Source organism: Proteus sp. G2675, assembly GCF_963886535.1.
In the GTDB taxonomy this organism is placed as follows: Bacteria; Pseudomonadota; Gammaproteobacteria; order Enterobacterales; family Enterobacteriaceae; genus Proteus; species Proteus mirabilis.
The window spans coordinates 19,872-38,662 of sequence record NZ_CAWPCB010000005.1 but is presented as its reverse complement, the minus strand read 5'-3'; the positions used below and the strand labels follow the sequence as shown (position 1 = coordinate 38,662).

The 18,791-nt window shown below is 39.9% G+C and carries 16 protein-coding genes; 5 read left to right on the top strand and 11 right to left on the bottom strand.

Annotated features, from left to right (window positions below; genetic code table 11):
* On the top strand, positions 1-419 hold a 419-nt coding region (locus AACQ49_RS00975; RefSeq protein WP_161770297.1), incomplete at its 5' end, for an RNA-guided endonuclease InsQ/TnpB family protein.
* A 215-nt stretch (positions 420-634) separates the two neighbouring features.
* Entirely contained in the window at positions 635-2,299 is a 1,665-nt protein-coding gene (gene ushA, locus AACQ49_RS00970; RefSeq protein ID WP_004244272.1) for a bifunctional UDP-sugar hydrolase/5'-nucleotidase UshA, read from the top strand.
* Between the two features lie 123 nt (positions 2,300-2,422).
* Here ushA and ybaK read toward each other — a convergent pair whose 3' ends face one another.
* The 4 genes from ybaK to copA all read right to left on the bottom strand — a co-directional run bounded on the left by ybaK (position 2,423) and on the right by copA (position 8,725).
* A complete protein-coding gene (gene ybaK, locus AACQ49_RS00965; protein ID WP_004248647.1) occupies positions 2,423-2,902 on the bottom strand; it encodes a Cys-tRNA(Pro)/Cys-tRNA(Cys) deacylase YbaK in 480 nt (159 codons plus the stop codon).
* Positions 2,903-2,949: 47 nt separating this feature from the next.
* Complete coding sequence (locus tag AACQ49_RS00960; RefSeq protein WP_088207072.1) at positions 2,950-3,759, bottom strand: TraB/GumN family protein; 810 nt, start codon at positions 3,757-3,759, stop codon at positions 2,950-2,952.
* Between the two features lie 125 nt (positions 3,760-3,884).
* On the bottom strand, positions 3,885-5,435 hold the full coding sequence (locus tag AACQ49_RS00955) for a YadA-like family protein (RefSeq protein WP_004250292.1): 1,551 nt from the start codon (positions 5,433-5,435) through the stop codon (positions 3,885-3,887).
* A gap of 335 nt (positions 5,436-5,770) precedes the next feature.
* Positions 5,771-8,725 (bottom strand): copper-exporting P-type ATPase CopA, encoded by a 2,955-nt coding sequence (copA, locus tag AACQ49_RS00950; protein ID WP_129623377.1) that lies wholly within the window; start codon positions 8,723-8,725, stop codon positions 5,771-5,773.
* A 134-nt stretch (positions 8,726-8,859) separates the two neighbouring features.
* On the opposite strand from copA, the gene cueR reads away from it, so the two are divergent.
* A complete protein-coding gene (gene cueR, locus AACQ49_RS00945) occupies positions 8,860-9,261 on the top strand; it encodes a Cu(I)-responsive transcriptional regulator (protein WP_004244266.1) in 402 nt (133 codons plus the stop codon).
* Here the strand turns inward: cueR and AACQ49_RS00940 are convergent.
* From AACQ49_RS00940 to tesA, 5 genes are all read right to left on the bottom strand, one after another.
* The gene (locus AACQ49_RS00940; protein WP_004250295.1) at positions 9,227-9,748 is read right to left on the bottom strand and encodes an NfeD family protein; all 522 of its coding nucleotides are present in this window, start codon (positions 9,746-9,748) and stop codon (positions 9,227-9,229) included. The two genes, cueR and AACQ49_RS00940, sit on opposite strands and share 35 nt — an antisense overlap.
* A 2-nt stretch (positions 9,749-9,750) precedes the next feature.
* Positions 9,751-10,674, bottom strand: coding sequence for an SPFH domain-containing protein (locus tag AACQ49_RS00935; protein ID WP_129623378.1), 924 nt, complete (start codon positions 10,672-10,674; stop codon positions 9,751-9,753).
* Positions 10,675-10,713: 39 nt separating this feature from the next.
* On the bottom strand, positions 10,714-11,571 hold the full coding sequence (locus AACQ49_RS00930; RefSeq protein WP_004244262.1) for a co-chaperone YbbN: 858 nt from the start codon (positions 11,569-11,571) through the stop codon (positions 10,714-10,716).
* Positions 11,572-11,656: 85 nt separating this feature from the next.
* Positions 11,657-12,442 (bottom strand): SDR family oxidoreductase, encoded by a 786-nt coding sequence (locus tag AACQ49_RS00925; protein WP_004244260.1) that lies wholly within the window; start codon positions 12,440-12,442, stop codon positions 11,657-11,659.
* A gap of 50 nt (positions 12,443-12,492) precedes the next feature.
* Positions 12,493-13,122, bottom strand: a complete 630-nt coding sequence (gene tesA, locus AACQ49_RS00920) for a multifunctional acyl-CoA thioesterase I/protease I/lysophospholipase L1 (RefSeq protein ID WP_036907491.1) — start codon at positions 13,120-13,122, stop codon at positions 12,493-12,495.
* On the opposite strand from tesA, the gene ybbA reads away from it, so the two are divergent.
* Positions 13,093-13,779: a putative ABC transporter ATP-binding protein YbbA gene (ybbA, locus tag AACQ49_RS00915; RefSeq protein ID WP_004250296.1), complete on the top strand. Its 687-nt coding sequence runs from the start codon at positions 13,093-13,095 to the stop codon at positions 13,777-13,779. The two genes, tesA and ybbA, sit on opposite strands and share 30 nt — an antisense overlap.
* A complete protein-coding gene (gene ybbP / locus AACQ49_RS00910) occupies positions 13,776-16,217 on the top strand; it encodes a putative ABC transporter permease subunit YbbP (RefSeq protein ID WP_004248642.1) in 2,442 nt (813 codons plus the stop codon). Before ybbA ends, ybbP begins: the two co-directional genes overlap by 4 nt.
* Before the next feature lie 99 nt (positions 16,218-16,316).
* Here the strand turns inward: ybbP and AACQ49_RS00905 are convergent, their stop codons facing one another.
* Entirely contained in the window at positions 16,317-17,342 is a 1,026-nt protein-coding gene (locus AACQ49_RS00905) for a mechanosensitive ion channel family protein (RefSeq protein WP_004244256.1), read from the bottom strand.
* A 77-nt stretch (positions 17,343-17,419) separates the two neighbouring features.
* Positions 17,420-18,688 carry an MFS transporter gene (locus AACQ49_RS00900; protein WP_004244255.1) on the bottom strand — a complete coding sequence of 423 codons (1,269 nt, stop codon included), beginning with the start codon at positions 18,686-18,688 and terminating at the stop codon, positions 17,420-17,422.
* Positions 18,689-18,791: the final 103 nt, after the last annotated feature.

Genomic DNA, 18,791 nt, shown 5'->3' with positions numbered 1-18,791 from the left:
TTGTCATTGAGGACTTAAAGGTCAGTAACATGTCTAAATCGGCAAAAGGTACGACAGAACGGCCTGGACGGAACGTAAAAGCTAAATCTGGTTTAAATCGCTCAATACTGGAGCAGGGCTGGTATGAAATGCGCCGTCAGCTTGAGTACAAGCAGCTCTGGCGAGGTGGTCAGGTACTGGCAATACCCCCTGCCTACACCAGTCAGAAGTGCGCTTGCTGTGGTCATACAGCAAAGGAAAACCGCCAGTCACAAAGTCAATTCGAGTGCCTTGAATGTGGATATACAGCGAATGCTGATATCAACGGGGCACGTAACATTTTAGCGGCAGGACATGCCGTGCTTGCCTGTGGAGGGAGGGTGCAGTCAGACCGCCCGTCGAAGCAGGAACCCGCCGAGGTGATTCAGACATCAGTCTGAACGCAGTAGGGATCCACGTCCTTTAGGGCGTGGAGGATGTCAAAGCAAATAGAGTTTGACTGATGTCTCAAAAAAACTATTGGAACAATGAAATAATAATAAAAATATATAACCTACGTCATAAAACACAGTAAAACTATTTACTTCTTTCTGCTTTTTCTACTGTGAATACAGGGCAGAGCCTTCTCAATAAATAATATACATGGGGATAGACCATGAGCTTATCGTTTAAATTATCTGCATGCGCACTGACAGTGACTTTAGCAATGGCGCCTGTGATGTCTCAGGCATGGGAAAAAGATAAAACTTACCAAATTACCATCCTACATACTAATGATCACCACGGTCACTTTTGGCACAATGATCATGGCGAGTACGGTTTAGCTGCTCAAAAAACCGTCGTTGACAATATTCGCGATGAAGTCGCTAAAAATGGCGGTAGCGTATTGCTTCTGTCTGGTGGTGATATTAATACGGGGGTTCCTGAATCTGATTTACAAGATGCAGAGCCTGATTTTAAAGGGATGAATCTTGTCGGTTATGACGCTATGGCGCTGGGTAACCATGAGTTTGATAATCCACTGGAAGTGCTACGCCAACAAGAAAAATGGGCTACTTTCCCCTTCCTCTCTGCGAATATTTATCAAAAAAGTACCGGTGAACGTTTATTTAAACCTTATACTATTTTTGATAAGCAAGGAGTGAAAATTGCGGTATTAGGTTTAACTACCGATGATACGGTGCGTATTGGTAATCCTGCTAACTTCCCTGATACTGAGTTCCGTAAACCGGCAGATGAAGCGAAAAAAGTCGTTGAAGAATTACGTACCACAGAAAAACCCGATATTATTATCGCTGCTACCCATATGGGGCATTATGACGATGGTAATCATGGCTCTAATGCACCGGGTGATGTTGAAATGGCGCGTGCTTTGCCGAAAGGCTATTTAGATATGATTGTCGGTGGACACTCACAAGATCCGGTTTGTATGTCTCAAGAGAATAAAAATTACAAACAAGCAGATTATGTTCCCGGCACACCTTGCGCTCCAGATAATCAAAATGGCACATGGATTGTTCAAGCCCATGAATGGGGTAAATATGTAGGTCGCGCTGATTTTGAGTTCCGTAATGGTGAGTTCACATTAAAACACTATCAGTTAATTCCAATTAACTTAAATAAGAAAGTGAAAAAAGAAGACGGAACCACTGAGCGAGTTTACTACACAGAGGAGATCCCTCATAACCCTGAAATGATGAAATTACTGACCCCTTATCAAGAGAAAGGTGGTGAGCAATTGAATGTGAAAGTGGGGGAAGTGGTTGGTAAATTAGAAGGCGATCGTAGCAAAGTTCGTTTTGAACAAACGAATATGGCGCGTTTACTGTTATCTGCTCAGGCGGAGCGTGCGAATGCTGATTTTGCCATTATGAGTGGTGGTGGTGTACGTGATTCGATTGAATCTGGCGATATTACTTATAAAGATGTATTAAAAGTACAACCCTTTGCTAACGAACTCGTCTATGTTGATTTCAAAGGTGAAGAAGTTGAACCTTACCTATCCGCAGTTGCTTGCATGAAAGTAGACTCAGGCGCTTATGCACAATTTTACAATGTAAGTTTAACCGTAGATGCAGATTGTAAAGTGAGTGATGTAAAAATTGCGGGCAAACCATTAGATAAAACTAAAAATTATCGTATGGCGACATTAAACTTTAACGGTATTGGTGGTGATGGTTATCCTAAGATTGATTCACACCCAGGATATGTCAATACCGGTTTTGTTGATGCAGAAGTGTTAAAAGGTTATATCGAAAAACACTCACCACTAAAAGCGGCTGATTTTGAACCGCAAGGCGAGATTGTGTATAAAAAATAGTATTTATTGAAAATATACAATAGATAATTCTCAAAAGGCGGCAGAGGATGTCGCCTTTTGTTATTTTATTTCTTATTGGCAGCTTGGTTGATATAAAAGCCTAAAATAAGCAATCAGTTACTCTTAATCCTCTTTACGGATCAGGGCAAATTGTGCACCTAATACTGAACATAAATCTTCAGCCGTTAGTTCAATATCCAGCCCTCGCTTACCTCCTGAGACATAGATAGTGTCAAACTTAAGTGCTTGATCATCAATCACCGTGGGAAGGCGCTTTTTTTGTCCTAATGGGCTTATACCGCCGACTAAATAACCTGTTACTTTTTGTGCTATTTGTGGATCGGCCATTTCTGCTTTTTTAGCTTTAAGGCATTTGGCGACTCGTTTTAAGTCAAGTTGACTTGATACTGGGGTGACCGCAACGGCTAGGTTTTTAGCATCACCATTTAACGCAACGAGAAGCGTTTTAAACACTTGACGGTTATCTAGCCCTAACTTTTCAACGGCTTCATCACCAAAGTTATGTACATTCGCATCATGTTCATAAGGGTGAAGAGTAAATTTAATTTTTTGTTTTTCCAGTAAATTCACTGCGGGAGTCATAATTATTCCTACTCAATAAGGTGAGAGCAATGGTGAACGTGATCTTGTTATGCTTGATAAGTTAATCGATCAACTAAATTATCTTCACCAAATAAGTGAAGAGCACCGACGGTGACAACATAGTGGCCTGCTGGAAGATTAGAAAGCGTTGTTGCCCAGACTTGATTGCGCTTTTCCATTAAAATATCAAATACCGCTTTGCTAAAAGTATTTGGCAAAGGAGAAGGGTGCTTTTCACTGGTATAATTTAACCACCAATTGATCATAATTTGCAATGCCCGGGCGTTTTCATGCCAATTTTTTAGCGTATCTTCGAGTAATTGTGCGCCATCTTGTGGAAAATCTAATAATAATGCGACCTGACGCTCAATACCTTCTAGCTCTATAATCGCTTTTTGTTGTTTATTGGCTTGTTGGATAACTTGATAATCAATGCCGTGCTGTGGTTGTAATCCAAGTTGCATCGCTTGGGTTGATTGTAATATCAGCGCGATTTGCCACAGTGGTTTATCATCAATTTGGTAATGTGGAATAGAAAGAAGATCACAATGGCTGATGATAGTGGCAAGTTGTGTTTCATTTACTCGCTTTTCTAATGGCTCTCGCAATAACGATAGTTGATCAAAGGGCTGAGTTTCGGTTGAAATATCCGCTTCGACAATAACCGCATCCGCTGTTGCTATTTTATTAATCAGCACATTAGATAATGGTGACATCGTTGGCACGCCCATATGGATACTACCAACAAGATGTAAAGAGACATGATTAGGGAGTGAAATATCAATAGCAGGATAGGGGTAATAAGATGTTTTCTGTATACCGATCCATTTCTTGATTTTCTGTATTATATCCTTCATTTGATACGCTCCTCATGGGATAAACCACAAGGTTGTAGCATAACGGATTTTGTATTGAATAAAACAAGGAAAACTGAGTTTTACTTAGCTTTCCTTATCTTTACCGCTATATTTATAAATTTATATTACCAACTAATACCGATCCCCCCCGCAGAGACCCAATTGTTAGCGTCATTCCAAGCGGTTGAGGCTTTAACTTTAACATTTTCGTTGATACGGTATTGCATTCCCCATGCAAATGCTGTGGCATTACGATAATTACCGATACCCATTGCGGTGCTAAAGGTTGCTGCATCATTAAAGGGTAAATTACTCATCGCTGCAACAGAGGCAATTCCTTGATTAGCGCGCTTTTCAACTTTATAGAAACGATTATTGGTTTCATTTTTAAAATGGCTAAGATCATTTCTAATGGCATTAATATTATCTGTGTTTAACTTATTTCCTGCATATAAAGAGCCAAGATGACCTACTAAACTTTTAGATTGTTCATTAACATCGAAATCATTAGCTAGGTATTGCTTTACATATTTTTTATTTTCGTCAGCAGTTTGTTTAACTTGATTAATATTTTCTCTATTTGTTTGTATATCTTCTTTATTTGTTTGTATATCTTCTTTATTTTTTTCTACAATACTTTCTACTTTAGTAATACCTTCTCTATTAACAGCTATATTACCTTCATTTTTTTTCACATCACTTTCTACTTTAGTAATTTTATTATCCTGTAAAGTTAACGTTTCAGTAGTTATTTGTTGTTGATTCGCTATAGCTCCAACTTCATTATCTATTTTTCCTGATAATAAAACATATGCATTAGCAATATCAACTCGTGTTACTGGTTGCGATAATCGCTTAGTAATCATTTGGATTTCAGTTAATGGTTCTGCTGTTTCTAGATCTTGATTTGCAACAATAGTAAAAGAGGTACCTTTTTCTATACTTTCGTCAACAATATTTTTAAAATCTTGTATCTGATGTAATAATGCCATCTGTGTTAGTCTTATCTCACTAGTATTTTCATCCTCACTAGTATTTTCATCGTTCATTGTTTCTAAAAAGTCTGCTTCTAGATTTTCTAAATAAGAAGACATAGTACGAGCGATATCCTTTTTACTTTTATCCACTAACATACTTCCATCTTCATCAGAATCAACATCTATTGCTTTAGACATACGATCAAAAAAAGGTTTAGAAAGGCTGACTACAGTATTTTCAGATGATGTAGATGTAGAAGGTCTAGAAATAGAAATAAAGGCTGAAATGTATTCACCTATCAATTTACTATGATAATTGGTTGCAGGGTCAGTCATGTCAAGGTATGTGTTAATTTCTTTAATTGCTTTAATTGTTTTAATTGGATTAGCATCTGTATTTGGAAATTGTGTCCTATATCCTGATGTATTACCTATTGTTGGTGCGCCATAACCCATTAATGGTGGTTGTGGTAGATGAGTTGTTGATGTTTGGGGAATACCTACACTTGATTCTACCATAGAACCATTTCCTAATTGTGAAGGGTTACCTGTTGGTAATGGGCTTGGGCTAATTACTGGTGGGCTAAAAGTCATAGATGGAGATAGATTATCCATTGGTGATAGGCTATCCGTATTAGAAAAAACATTTGCAGAATAAATTAAAGATAAAGAAATAAGAAATAATTTATTATAATTCATTAAAAAGTCCTTATAAAAATATAAAGTATAAAAATAAGTGGCTTATTTTATAAAATGCTTTTTTAATCACTATAAATAAAACGCCTTTTAATTTTTATTAATGAATATATTTATAAATAATAAAATATAATGAATTATTGATAATAAATTGCTATTCTACCGTTAAGAGGGCGGAGTGATGACTCTCTTGTATAATGAAAAATTCCTCTTTGACTGGCCGATAGCAATATCGGCTTTTTTTTAACTTATTGAAATGATGATAATTCTCTCTGGATAATAAAAAAGCCTCTGGTATCTAAAGATAGAAGAGGCTGTATTTGACTGATTAATTGCGACTATTTTTTAGGTTTAAAACGTAATAATCGGTTGGCATTACTGACGACAGTGATTGATGATAAGGCCATGGCAGCCCCTGCAACCACAGGGTTTAATAATGTACCGGTAAAAGGATATAAGATACCGGCAGCAATAGGAATGCCTAAACTGTTATATATAAATGCACCAAACAAGTTTTGTTTCATATTGCGCAGTGTGCCTTTTGAGATCTCAACCGCATCAGCAACACCATGTAAGCTATGGCGCATTAAGGTAATGGCCGCGGTTTCAATGGCGATATCACTGCCACCGCCCATCGCAATACCAACGTCTGCTTTAGCCAGTGCTGGGGCATCGTTAATACCATCCCCAATCATTGCTACGCGACGACCTTCTGCCTGTAGTTGACTAATCGCTTGCGCTTTACCTTCTGGCATAACGCCTGCAATCACTTGGTCAATACCCGCTTCTTTAGCTATCGCATTGGCTGTAATAGGGTTATCTCCAGTTAACATGACCAAACGATAACCTTGATGATGTAGACGCTGTAATGCACTAACGGTATCTTCTCGTAGTGGATCACGAATAGAAAGTAGGGCCGCTATTTTCCCATTTTGTGCCAATAAGACGGGGGTTACCCCTTTCGCTGATTGGTTTTCTATTAAGGCGTTTATCTCACTTATATCAATGCCAGATTCTTTCATTAGTTTAGGATTACCTAACAGCACAATATTGCCGTCAATTTCACCACTTAACCCCATACCTGCAAGAGTTCGAAATTGGTTTATTTGCGGTAATTTAATGCCTTCAGCTTTGGTTAAAATCGCTTTTGCTAATGGATGATTAGAGCCACTTTCTAGTGCGCCAGCTAATGCTAGTGCTTGAGTTTCACTTATCTGATTGAATGTGTGGATCTCAGTCACTTGTGGCATGCCTTCTGTTAAGGTACCTGTTTTATCAAAAACTAAGGTATCTAATTGGCTTGCTTGTTGTAATGCATCCGCATCACGCACTAATACGCCATATTCTGCGGCACGTCCCACACCTGAAATAATCGACATGGGGGTCGCTAATCCTAGAGCACAAGGGCAAGCGATAATTAATACCGTTGTAATAATAACGAGTGCATAAGTAATTTGTGGTGAAGGACCAAAAAAGTACCAAATAGCCCCTGCAATTAACGCAATAACGACGACGATAGGAACAAATACACTGGAAATTTTATCTGCTAATTGACCTATTTCGGGTTTACTGCTTTGTGCTTGACGTACCAGTTTGATAATTCTGGCAAGGGTAGTTTGACTGCCTACTGCTGCAGCTTTAAACAGCACTGAGCCATCTTGTACGGTAGTACCTGCATGAATAGTATCACCAAGGCTTTTTTGTTGTGGAATTGGCTCACCAGTTAACATTGCCTCATCCATCCACACTTCACCTTGGGTGATTTCACCATCAACGGGAACTTTATCACCGGTTGCTAAACGCAAGATCATACCTTGTTTCACATCCGCTAATGGCATTTCAACTTCGCCATTATCTGTTACTACTCTTGCTGTTGGTGGTGTTAAGTCTAATAGACGCTCTAATGCTTTAGAAGAGCGCTGACGGGCTCTTTGTTCAAGCATATGACCAAGGTTTATCAAACCAATGATCATCGCACTGGCTTCGTAATAGAGATGTCTTGCTTGGGCAGGAAACACCTCAGGCCATAAGTTAACACTAATTGAATAGAGCCAAGCCGCCCCTGTACCTAACGCAACGAGCGTGTCCATGGTGGCACTGCCGTTTTTTAGGCTTTGCCACGCATTACGATAAAAGTGCCCACCTGCAGCTATCATCACAACAAGTGTAATAATACCGATAGTTAACCAGATATTATGGTTAGCTTCCGTTAACATCATATTATCGCCGATCATTCCCCATACCATTACAGGAATACCAACGACTAAGGCTAAGGCTGCTTGCCAGCGAAAACGCTTCATATTAGCGACAGCGACTTCTTGTTGACGCTCTCTGCGTTTTACATCATCTTGAATAATTTCTGCCCCATAGCCTGCTTTTTCGACCGCATTAATCAGGTCATCATGATTAACATGACCCGTTACAAGTGCGCTACGTTCAGCCAAATTAACACGTGCATTTTCAACACCGGAAACACTTTGTAAGGCTTTTTGTACTTTGCTAACACAGCTCGCACAAGTCATACCGTCGATTAATAGCTGAGTGCTATCATCATCGATACTGATATCAGCATTATTATTATCAAGGATGGCTTCTTCTACTGGAATATCACAAATCGCCGCTGACGATGCTTCCAGTGGTGCATCCGTTTGCGTCAGCGGCTCAGTTTTTGGGTGGTTGGCTCCTGCTAATTTTGCATCATAACCAGCATCTTGAATGGCTGTGATCACACGCTCTGTGTTTGCCGTACCTGTTACTGTGGCATGAGTTAATTCCACTTGTGCACTTTCTACCCCATCAGTCCCTTCAAGAGCTTTCTTCACTGAATTAATACAATGACCACAATTTAAGCCTGATAAAGTCAGTTCAATCGTTTTTGGTTTATTTTCTTCTTCGTTTGCTAATGAGGCTTCAAAACCTTCAGCAACAACGGCGGCAATTAAATCTTTTGCGTTTGCTGTACCAAAAATTTCAGCTGATGTTTTGTCTACATTGACCGCAACAACACCGTCAACGGCTAATAACGCATTTTCTGTTTTACCAACGCATTTCATACAGTTAAGTCCACTTAAACTTAGTTTTACATCAGCTTGAGTGGCTAGATGAGCTTCATATCCGGCTTCTTCAATGGTTTTGATTAAGCTTTCAACAGTTGCGTCGCTGTCAATTTTAGCGTATTGAATAGTCACCGTGGACTGTTCTATATCATTGCGGGCATCAAGTGATTTTTTTACACTGTTAACACAGTGGGAGCATGAAAGCCCTTGTAGTGCGAGTAGCGTAGTTTTTGCCATGGTCAATATCTCCAAATAAAAAGCGATTACCTCTATTATGGCGTAATATGGGATAACTTGCTTTCTTGAAAAGGTTTTTTCTTATCTGAGATAAAGGCTAAACCTTTCCGCAAGGGGAAGGTCAAGGGGGAATTTTGAATATTAGTGAAATCGCAACCAAAACCGGTTTGACGACAAAAGCAATCCGTTTTTATGAGGAAAAAGATCTGATAACCCCACCTCATCGGGGTGAAAATGGCTATCGATACTATTTACCACAACATATCGAAGAATTAACACTGTTAAAGCAAGCTCGTGAAGTCGGGTTTAGTTTAGAAGAGTGTCGTTCATTGCTGATGTTATTACGTAATCCCTCACGTCACAGTGCTGATGTGAAAGAGGCAACCTTAAAGAAAGTGGCTGAGATAGAGAAAACCATTAACGAATTAAATGCCATTCGTCAACGGCTTCTCTTATTAGCAAATGAATGCCCAGGCGATGATGGGGCGGAATGCCCAATCATCAATCATCTTTCTGGTTGTTGTCATCATCAATAACAGCAGCATGCTGTGTTGATGATGCCGAGCGAGTGGTGGGAGAAAATGAGGTGACGTGCAAGGTGATACCATCAATAGCAATCACTTTGACTGTATCACCTGCTTTTAATGGCGTGTCAGAATAGACTCGCCAACTCCCATCAGCAAGCTTTATGCGACTAAAACCATTTTCAGTATCCGATAACAAAACTGCTTTTATACCAATAAGTTGGTGGCTTTTTTGGTTTAGGTTTTCTGCTTCTTTGGATAACTTTTTGCGTTTAAGCCAGATACGCCAAAGGATTGCACTAATAACGGTGAGTAATGCAAATAGAATACCTTGAATGGGCCAACCAATAGGTAAGATCCATGCGATTAATGCAACACATAATGCGGCCATACCAGACCATAGTAAGTAGCCTGCAGTGCCCAGCATTTCGGCGATTAATAGTAAGACACCAAGACAAAGCCAGAAAAGTGCTGGCTGAGCACTAATCCATTCAATCATAATTAATTGCTCTTGTTACCTGAGTCACTTTTTTTGGTATTTAATAATTCTGAAATACCACCAATTGCACCCATTAAGTTACTGGCTTCTAATGGCATCATTACAACTTTGCTGTTATCGGCAGAACCAATTTGTGACAGGGCATCGGTATACTTTTGTGCAATAAAGTAGTTAATGGCTTGCATATCCCCTTTAGCGATAGCTTCTGATACCATTTGCGTCGCTTTTGCTTCCGCTTCTGCTGCACGCTCACGGGCTTCGGCTTGTAAGAAAGCAGACTGACGTTCACCTTCTGCTTTTAAGATTTGCCCTTGTTTTTCACCTTCCGCTTTTAAGATTGCCGCTTGACGGATACCTTCTGCTTCTAGAATATCAGCACGCTTAGTACGCTCAGCTTTCATCTGCGCATTCATGGCAGAAATTAGCTCTTGTGGTGGGCGCACATCACGAATTTCAATACGGGTAATTTTAATACCCCATGGGTTAGTTGCATCATCAACAATCAGTAATAAACGGCTATTGATCTGATCACGTTGTGAAAGAATTTCATCCAGTTCCATAGAGCCTAACACAGTACGGATATTGGTTAGCGTTAGATTGATGATTGCAAGCTCTAGGTTATTCACCTCATAAGCAGCTTTTACTGGATCGATAACTTGAATAAAGCAGACCGCATCAATACTGACATTGGCGTTATCACGAGAAATCACTTCCTGAGAAGGGATATCTAATACTTGTTCCATCATATTAATACGACGACCAATACGGTCAATAAATGGAATAAGGAGTTGAAGGCCTGGAGCAAGGGTACGTGTATAACGTCCAAAACGCTCGACAGTCCACTGATAACCTTGTGGAACGGTTTTTACACCACTTAAAACTAAAATAATGGCGAATAAGATAACAATACCAATAACTATTTCCATGTATCTGTCCTTAGCCTGCTTTAATAAATAAAATGAATATTAATAAAGTAAAGAATACACCATTCGGCGATATTTAGATGCTAGATTATCATTAGTCCCTAAAGCAGATAAAATATCCATCAGGGTTTTCTTAACTTGTCCTTCACCGGCATTAAGATCTTTTTTCAGAAAATTAAATAGCAATTCAAGGGCTTCATCATTACGTGCCACTTCATGCAGTTTTAACGCCAGTTGAATAGCGAGTTCAGTATTGTCAGGTTGCTGATTAAAATTATCTTGTAATTGCTGAATTTCAGGTGTGTCGGCAGCTTGTTTTTGCAGTTCAATTTGAGCTAATAAACTATGATAATAGCTATCTTGATCTTGCAATGGAATTGCGGCTAATAATTCTTCTGCTTCATTATGTTTATTTAATGAAATTAAAGCACCTGCGAGGGCTAAGGTAATTTCACTGTTTTTAGGATCAATTTGGTGTGCTTCTTTTAACAGTGGTAATGCTTCGTCTGCTTTACCTTCTGCTAATAGTGCTGAAGCTTGCGCTGCTTTTAATTCTTCTGGTTTAGGTAAGATATTGGCAAGGATTTGGCGAATAGCTTCTTCAGGTTGTGGGCCTTGGAACCCATCGACAGGACGACCTTCTTGCAATATATAAACAGTTGGGATCGCACGTAGACCAAATTGCGAGGCAATCATCTGTTCAACATCACAATCTAATTTAGCTAATACAAACTGATCAGCAAATTCAGCCGCTAATTTATCCAACGTTGCCCCAAGCTCTGCACAATGAGGACTACGCTCTGAATAGAAGTACATCATGACCGGTTTTGTCATCGATTGTTCTATAACTTGCTGAATATTCGATTCATTTACATCAACAATATGTGCAGTTGCTAACATTAACTTATCCCTTTTTGAGAGTTTTAAATATAAATGCTGTTTATTACGCTATTTCATTAATAAATAAGGATGAATTTTGCAAAAATCAAGCCTTGTTACTTTGGCCGTTTAAGATCCTATCCATAAGTCTATCAGGGAGGAGTCGTTTTAACACTTTGACGGCATAAGTGAGTAAGGTCACAGGATAACGTAACTTAGGTCTTGGACTTTCTAAAGCATGGATTAGTTTTTTCACTACATCATCAGGTGTTAATGTGAAACGACTCGCAATCCCCGGATTTTTTACCGGTTTATCTTGTTGGGCTTGATTAACATTTTCAGTAAAGCGTGTTTTTATTGGACCCGGCTCAATTAAACTGACTTTTATCCCCGTAGAGGCAAGTTCCATTCTTAATGCATCAGACCAAGCTTCAACGGCATATTTACTCGCCGCATAAGCGCCTCGGCCGGGAGTAGAAATTAATCCCATTACCGAACTCGTCTGAATAATACGTCCTTCGCCATGAGGTAACATCGCCGGCAGTAACCCCATAGTAAGCTGATGTAAGCCAAAGAAATTAGTGGAAAATTGTTTTTCCATTTGCTGGCGACTAATCGCATTTAATGGACCATAAACCCCAAAACCACCATTATTAAATAATCCATATAAACGCCCATTAGTAAGGCGAATTACTTCTAATATGGCTTTTTCGATACTTTCTGCATCATCGAGATCAAGAAAAATAGGCTCAAACCCCAATGTTTCCATATGGTTAAGATCATCTTCTTTGCGACAAGCAGCCAGTACTCGATATCCTTTTTGCTTGAGTGTTTTTGCCGCACACAGTCCAATCCCACTAGAACTTCCTGTAATCAATACCGTTTTTTGCATAATTTTACAATTAATCTCATTTAATCTAGGTTAACTACTGTCACAATAGTTTAACGTGTTAGGTAAGGGGATAGGGTTTTATCCATCCATTGAGCAATAAAAGGCTGAGCCGCTTCATTTGGGTGAATGCTGTCGTTTTGCATCCACTCAGGTTTATCTGCTATTTGCTCCATATAAAATGGGATAAGCTCAAGAGCATTGTCTTTCGCCAATTGTGGGTAAATCGCAGAAAAAGATTGCGTATAGCGTTTACCATAATTAGGCGAAATCATAATTTGCATAAAGAGTGGCGTTGCTCCCGCTTCTTTTACTTGGGTAATGATGTTTTGCAACGCTTCTTTCGTTTGGGCTATAGGGTAGCCTTGTAAGCCATCATTTGCACCCAGTTCAATCAAAACCCAACGAGGTTGGTGCTGTTTTAATAAATCAGGGAGCCTATTTTGACCTTGAAATGCGGTTTCGCCACTGATGCTTGCATTCACGACATTTATTTCAGGATAAGTTAATTTCCACTTATCCGCGAGGCGTTGCGCCCATGCGCTTTCAATAGGAAGGCGATATCCGGCACTTAGGCTGTCACCAAAGATCAAAAAGGTATCAGCAGCGATAGACTTAAAGCTAAACATCATCATGACGATAAGGAAACAAGTATGTCGACGGAAAAGGTTCTTGAAGTTCATCAGTTAACCAAACAAGTAGGAGAAGGTGATAGTCAGATCTCTATATTGCAGGGTGTTGAGTTAGTTGTCGAGTCTGCACAGACAATTGCTTTAATTGGTGAGTCAGGATCGGGCAAATCTACACTTTTAGGTATTATTGCAGGATTAGATGATGGAGGCGCTGGTCGTGTGCAATTAATGGGACACGATCTGACCAAAATGAATGAAGAAGAGCGGGCAAAATTACGTGCACAACATGTCGGATTTGTTTTTCAATCTTTTATGCTAATTCCAACGTTAAATGCCTTAGAGAATGTGCAACTTCCTGCGTTATTAAAAGGTGAGTCAGAAAAACAGAGCCATACGCGAGCCGTTGATTTACTTAAACAATTGGGTTTGGGTGAGCGCTTGTATCATATGCCCGCACAACTTTCCGGTGGTGAGCAACAACGTGTTGCATTAGCAAGAGCTTTTTGTACCCAACCGGCGATCCTGTTTGCTGATGAGCCAACAGGTAATCTTGATCGAAAAACGGGAGATAAAATTGCCGATTTACTGTTTTCCCTTAATCGTGATTATGCCACAACATTAATTTTGGTCACCCACGATAATGAGCTTGCCGCTCGTTGTCAGCGAAGATTACGTCTTGTTGATGGGCAACTTAAGGAGGAGTCATGATCTGGCGTTGGTTTTGGCGTGAGTGGCGCTCACCGGCTTTATTAATTGTTTGGCTCTCTTTAGCGCTGGCGGTGGCTTGTGTGCTGGCGTTAGGGCGTATTGGTGATCGCATTGATAAAAGTATTTATGCTCAAAGTCGTGATCTTATCGCCGGTGATTTAGTGCTACGCGCCTCGTATCCTGTTGATGAAAATTGGCTAGCTGAAGCTAAAAGAATGGGGCTAACACTTAGTCGTCAAATGCAATTTACCACCATGTCTTATGCCCCAGAAGGTGATACTCCTCAATTGGCGTTGGTAAAAGCCGCGGATAACTTATATCCACTCTATGGTGAGCTAGAAACTCAGCCCGCAGGGCTAAAAGCGGAGAAAGGCACGGCGTTAGTAGATGCAAGGTTACTGGCGCTTTTGGGTATCAAGGTTGGTGATAATATTGATGTCGGTGATGCCACTTTTACAATTAGCGGTGTATTAGTTCAAGAGCCTGACAGTGGTTTTAATCCTTTTCAAATTGCCCCGCGTATTTTAATTAATCTTGCTGATGTTGAAGCGACTGGTGCCGTTCAGCCGGGAAGCCGCTTAACTTACCGTTATATGTTTGCGGGTAATGAAGCATTAATTGATGAATACCAACAACGCTTTGATCCCTTATTAAAACCTGACCAGCGTTGGAATAGCTTAAAACAAGATAATGGTGCGCTATCTCAATCAATGGAGAGAGCAAAAAACTTTTTACTATTATCTGCATTATTAACACTATTATTGGCGATTTCTGCCGTCGCGGTTTCAATGACACATTATTGCCGTAGTCGACATACGCTAATTGCGGTATTAAAAACCTTAGGTGCCGATAATCATGCATTACGTAAATGGATTATAGGGCAGTGGGGGGTGATTATTGTTGCGGCTATCGTGGTCGGCTCACTGGTCGGTTGGGGCTTTGAATTAGTATTGTTGCAGATTTTAGCACCGGTATTACCAAAAAGTTTACCTGATGCGAGCTTTATGCCATGGCTATGGTCGGTTGGCTCTTTACTACTCATCGCGTTATTGACGGGGTTACGCCCTTATCATCAATTAATGTCAACGCAACCTTCCCGCGTGTTGAGAAGTGGTACTACGGCACCTAGTTGGCCACTACGTTATTATTTACCCATTGTTGCATTGATTGTTGTTGGCGCTTTAACTCTGTTTGCCGGAACGGGTATTTTATTGTGGTCTATTTTATTAGGTATCGTCGTCATTGCTTTCTTGCTCGGCGTGATTGGTTGGCTTGGATTATGGCTTTTAAAGCAATTTAAATTTAAGCAATTGAGTGCCCGTTTAGCGGTGACACGTTTATTACGCCAGCCTTTCCAAACCATGACGCAATTAGCCGCTTTTTCATTATCCTTTATGCTATTGACGCTATTGGTTTTGCTGCAAGGGGATTTATTGGAAAAATGGCAACAGCAGTTACCTGAAGATAGTCCTAACTATTTTTTGATTAATATGTCAAAGCCTCAGGTACAGCAGATTAATACATTATTAGCCACTTATCATGTGGCACCGACAGATGCTTATCCGGTTGTGTTAGCACGTTTAACAGCGATTAATGATCACAATGCGAAAGTGTGGGCAGATGCACGGGATGCGGGGAATAATACCGTACGAAGAGAGCTTAATTTAACGTGGCACAGTGAACTTCCTAAAGATAATGTTATTGTCGAAGGCTCATGGCCTCCCGTCGGTAATGGCGTTTCAATCGATCAGGGGGTTGCACAAAAGTTAGAAATAAAGCTGGGGGATGAGCTAACTTTTGTTGGTGATACTCGCGAGTTTAAATCTGTTGTCACCAGCATTCGCCATGTTGATTGGGAAAATATGCGACCAAATTTCTTCTTTATTTTCGCAGAAGAAGGGCTAAGCAATCAGCCTGAAAAATGGATGAGCAGTTTTTATTACAATGGTGATGGAAGTTTGATCACCGCATTAAATCGACAATTTCCTACGGTCAGTGTGCTAGATACGGGTGCATTAATTCAGCAAGTTCAGCAGATCTTACAGCAAGTCAGCCGAGCATTAGAAATTATGGTTGGATTAGTTATGCTGTGTGGGGCATTGCTATTAGTGGCACAAATTCAAGTCGGTATGACACAACGTCGTATCGAGTTGGTGGTTTATCGAACATTAGGCGCGAGTAAGTCACTATTAAGACGCACGCTTTGGGCGGAGTTTGCCTTATTAGGGTTAATGGCCGGTTTAGCTGCAGCGATAGGGGCTGAAGTTGCATTAGGGGTGTTGCAAAAATCGGTATTTAATTTCCCATGGCAACCACAATGGATGATGTGGATAGTTGTTCCCGCTCTTGCCGCCGTATTACTTTCACTTTGTGGTAGTATTTTAGGGGTTAGGCTATTACAAGATAAAGGCCAATATCGTCGTATTCAGGGAGAATAGTCGCCATTAGTTATCTAGTTATCATTAAATGAAGTGATACGTGATATTGAATTAAAAATGCTGATATCGAACGGATATCAGCATTTTTTTATCGGATGCTTATGGTGATACAGGCGATGATTTTTCAATATATACAGTTTGTGATGGGAAGGCGAAGTCAGCGCCATGTTGATGCACAATATCAATCATTTTTAAATAAACTTCTTGCTGCGCATCTAACCATTCTGCCCATACCGTGGTTTTGGTAAAACAGTACACCATAATATTTAATGATGAATCGGCGAATTGATTAAAATAGACCAATAAAGTCTGTTTGGTGTCGATTTTGTCGTTTTGTTGTAGCATTGTGCGGATATCTTCGACGATAACCCCAACTTTGTCCGAATCTTCATAGCGTAACCCTAATTCTGTTTCAATACGTCGATTGGTCATTCTGCCGGGGTTTTCAACACTAATGGAGGAAAATACTGAGTTCGGAATATATAACGGGCGATGATCAAAGGTCATTATCTTCGTGATACGCCAGCCAATCTCAACAACAGTTCCTTCGATATTGCGATCGGGTGAACGTACCCAATCACCAATGTTAAAAGGGCGATCAAAATAGAGCATAACACCTGAAAAAAGGTTACTCATAACGTCTTTACTTGCCATACCAATGGCAATACCGCCTAAGCCACCAAATGTCATTAAGCCCGATAAACTCATGCCAAAATGCTCACCGAACAGTAAGATCATGATGACAAGAAGAGTGATTTTAAATATACGCGAAATAATACGGGCTGAGGTGGGATCACTGCCTTTTTTAATTTGTGATTTTTCTAATAAATTAATGAGTAAGAAAAATTTTCTCATCAGGATTAATGCGATAGCAAGATAGCTAAAGAAATTAATCATCTGAAAAGAGATAAAGTGTAGTTTAAAATCTACCACCGCCATTTCACAGTATTGGCTTACAATAGCCACTAAACTACAAAGTAAAATAGCTTGGATGATGTGAATAATTATGTTTCTACGACGTTTTTTTTGTTTATCATGTAAAAAAGATATGGCAAGAAAGGCGATAAAACACGCCAAAGCTATGCCGATACCAATTGAGTATTTCATGATTAATTCTTCATTCATCTGCTCGATCTCTCCTCGCTAAAACCGCTTCTCTATAATATTGATTGGATTTCTAAACTAGATTTGCGGTTTTATTTTTATCTTGGCGCATTATGTTTTTCACTGGCATGTTGGAAGTTAGGATAAATTGGTGGGCGCATAAATAGTGTGATCACCAAAATAACTAAAACAGGGATAGTGAGAATTAAAAATGCAGGTGTGAAGCTGCCTGAAATATCCTTAATAGCCCCAGCAAAGAAGGGGGCTAAACAGGCCAATGTTGAGATCAGGTTCATCACCGAAAATAGTTCTAAATAAGGTGCGCGACCAAAATAGTTAGCCAGTAACACACTTGAGGCTAAGAAGGTCATACCATAACCAATCCCCACACAAAGGGTAAATAGCATTAGGTAGATCCAACTATTAGCCATACTCAGTGCTAATAGACCGATAATAATAATCGTTAAGCTGGCAATCAGTAATTTTTTAGGCTCTAACCATTCACCAATCGCCCCACCGGCTAATCGTGAGAATGCATTGATAAAAGCCATGGTGCTCAGTAGCGTTGCAGCAATAGTTTCACTAAAACCATTTTCAATAATATGTGCAACTGCAAAACTATTTACTGTGATCCCGCACCATAGAAAAGCGGTGTAAGTGGCAGCAATGACATAAAATTGCCATGTTCGTAAAGCATGACGTGCGGTCCATATCGCTTTGGTTTGATAAATACGTTTGCTACTTTGTAATTGACTGATTTTTTTCGCATGCGCTTTTTCTGCTGAGCCTTCTCGTAATACTAAAATAGTCAGCAGGGTAATAATTGATAGAATAATAGCTGAAATAAGCCAATGCATACGCCATGTGTGCCAAAGGTGTGTGGCTAAAAAATAGATCCAAGGGCCTGCAACTCCTCCCAATCCACCAATAGTAAAATAGACACCAAAAGCAAAAGACTGTTTTTCAAATAGACGCGATAGCACGTAAGTGCCCGGTACGGTTGCTAATAGTGTAAAACCTACCCCAAGTAAGGCGGTACCAAGAAAGTAGCGTGTGATGGTATTGGTTTCATATAGAAAATAGAATCCACTGACAAAAATAATCAGTCCAATGAGGAGTGTGAAGCGGACGTTTAATTTACGGATAAGTAAAGTGGGTAAAAAGCTCGCAAGTCCACAGGTTAAGCCCAATAAAGTAAAACCAAGGCCAGCTTGTGTCCAGTTCCACTCTAGTTCAGCTATCATACTAGGTAGAACCACACCTAAAGAGGTAAATGTTGTTGCGGTAGCGAGAAAGTACACTAAACCTAGCAGTATCAGTATGCTCCACTGATAGATAGGACCAAAATTTTGTTGCGTGACTGGCATCCTGACTCCATAGAACGGGTGCAGTATCCTGAATGTTCAGGAAAAAATAGCGAATAACTGGCCTTGTATTCACAGGCCAGTACATTTAAAGGCTATTATTCTC

Coding starts and splice junctions, on each gene's coding strand:
- ushA (WP_004244272.1), top strand. CDS start 635: ATGAGCTTATCGTTTAAATTATCTGCATGCGCACTGACAGTGACTTTA.
- ybaK (WP_004248647.1), bottom strand. CDS start 2,902: ATGACTCCCGCAGTGAATTTACTGGAAAAACAAAAAATTAAATTTACT.
- AACQ49_RS00960 (WP_088207072.1), bottom strand. CDS start 3,759: ATGAAGGATATAATACAGAAAATCAAGAAATGGATCGGTATACAGAAA.
- AACQ49_RS00955 (WP_004250292.1), bottom strand. CDS start 5,435: ATGAATTATAATAAATTATTTCTTATTTCTTTATCTTTAATTTATTCT.
- copA (WP_129623377.1), bottom strand. CDS start 8,725: ATGGCAAAAACTACGCTACTCGCACTACAAGGGCTTTCATGCTCCCAC.
- AACQ49_RS00940 (WP_004250295.1), bottom strand. CDS start 9,748: ATGATTGAATGGATTAGTGCTCAGCCAGCACTTTTCTGGCTTTGTCTT.
- AACQ49_RS00935 (WP_129623378.1), bottom strand. CDS start 10,674: ATGGAAATAGTTATTGGTATTGTTATCTTATTCGCCATTATTTTAGTT.
- AACQ49_RS00930 (WP_004244262.1), bottom strand. CDS start 11,571: ATGTTAGCAACTGCACATATTGTTGATGTAAATGAATCGAATATTCAG.
- AACQ49_RS00925 (WP_004244260.1), bottom strand. CDS start 12,442: ATGCAAAAAACGGTATTGATTACAGGAAGTTCTAGTGGGATTGGACTG.
- ybbA (WP_004250296.1), top strand. CDS start 13,093: ATGTCGACGGAAAAGGTTCTTGAAGTTCATCAGTTAACCAAACAAGTA.
- tesA (WP_036907491.1), bottom strand. CDS start 13,122: ATGAACTTCAAGAACCTTTTCCGTCGACATACTTGTTTCCTTATCGTC.
- ybbP (WP_004248642.1), top strand. CDS start 13,776: ATGATCTGGCGTTGGTTTTGGCGTGAGTGGCGCTCACCGGCTTTATTA.
- AACQ49_RS00905 (WP_004244256.1), bottom strand. CDS start 17,342: ATGAATGAAGAATTAATCATGAAATACTCAATTGGTATCGGCATAGCT.
- AACQ49_RS00900 (WP_004244255.1), bottom strand. CDS start 18,688: ATGCCAGTCACGCAACAAAATTTTGGTCCTATCTATCAGTGGAGCATA.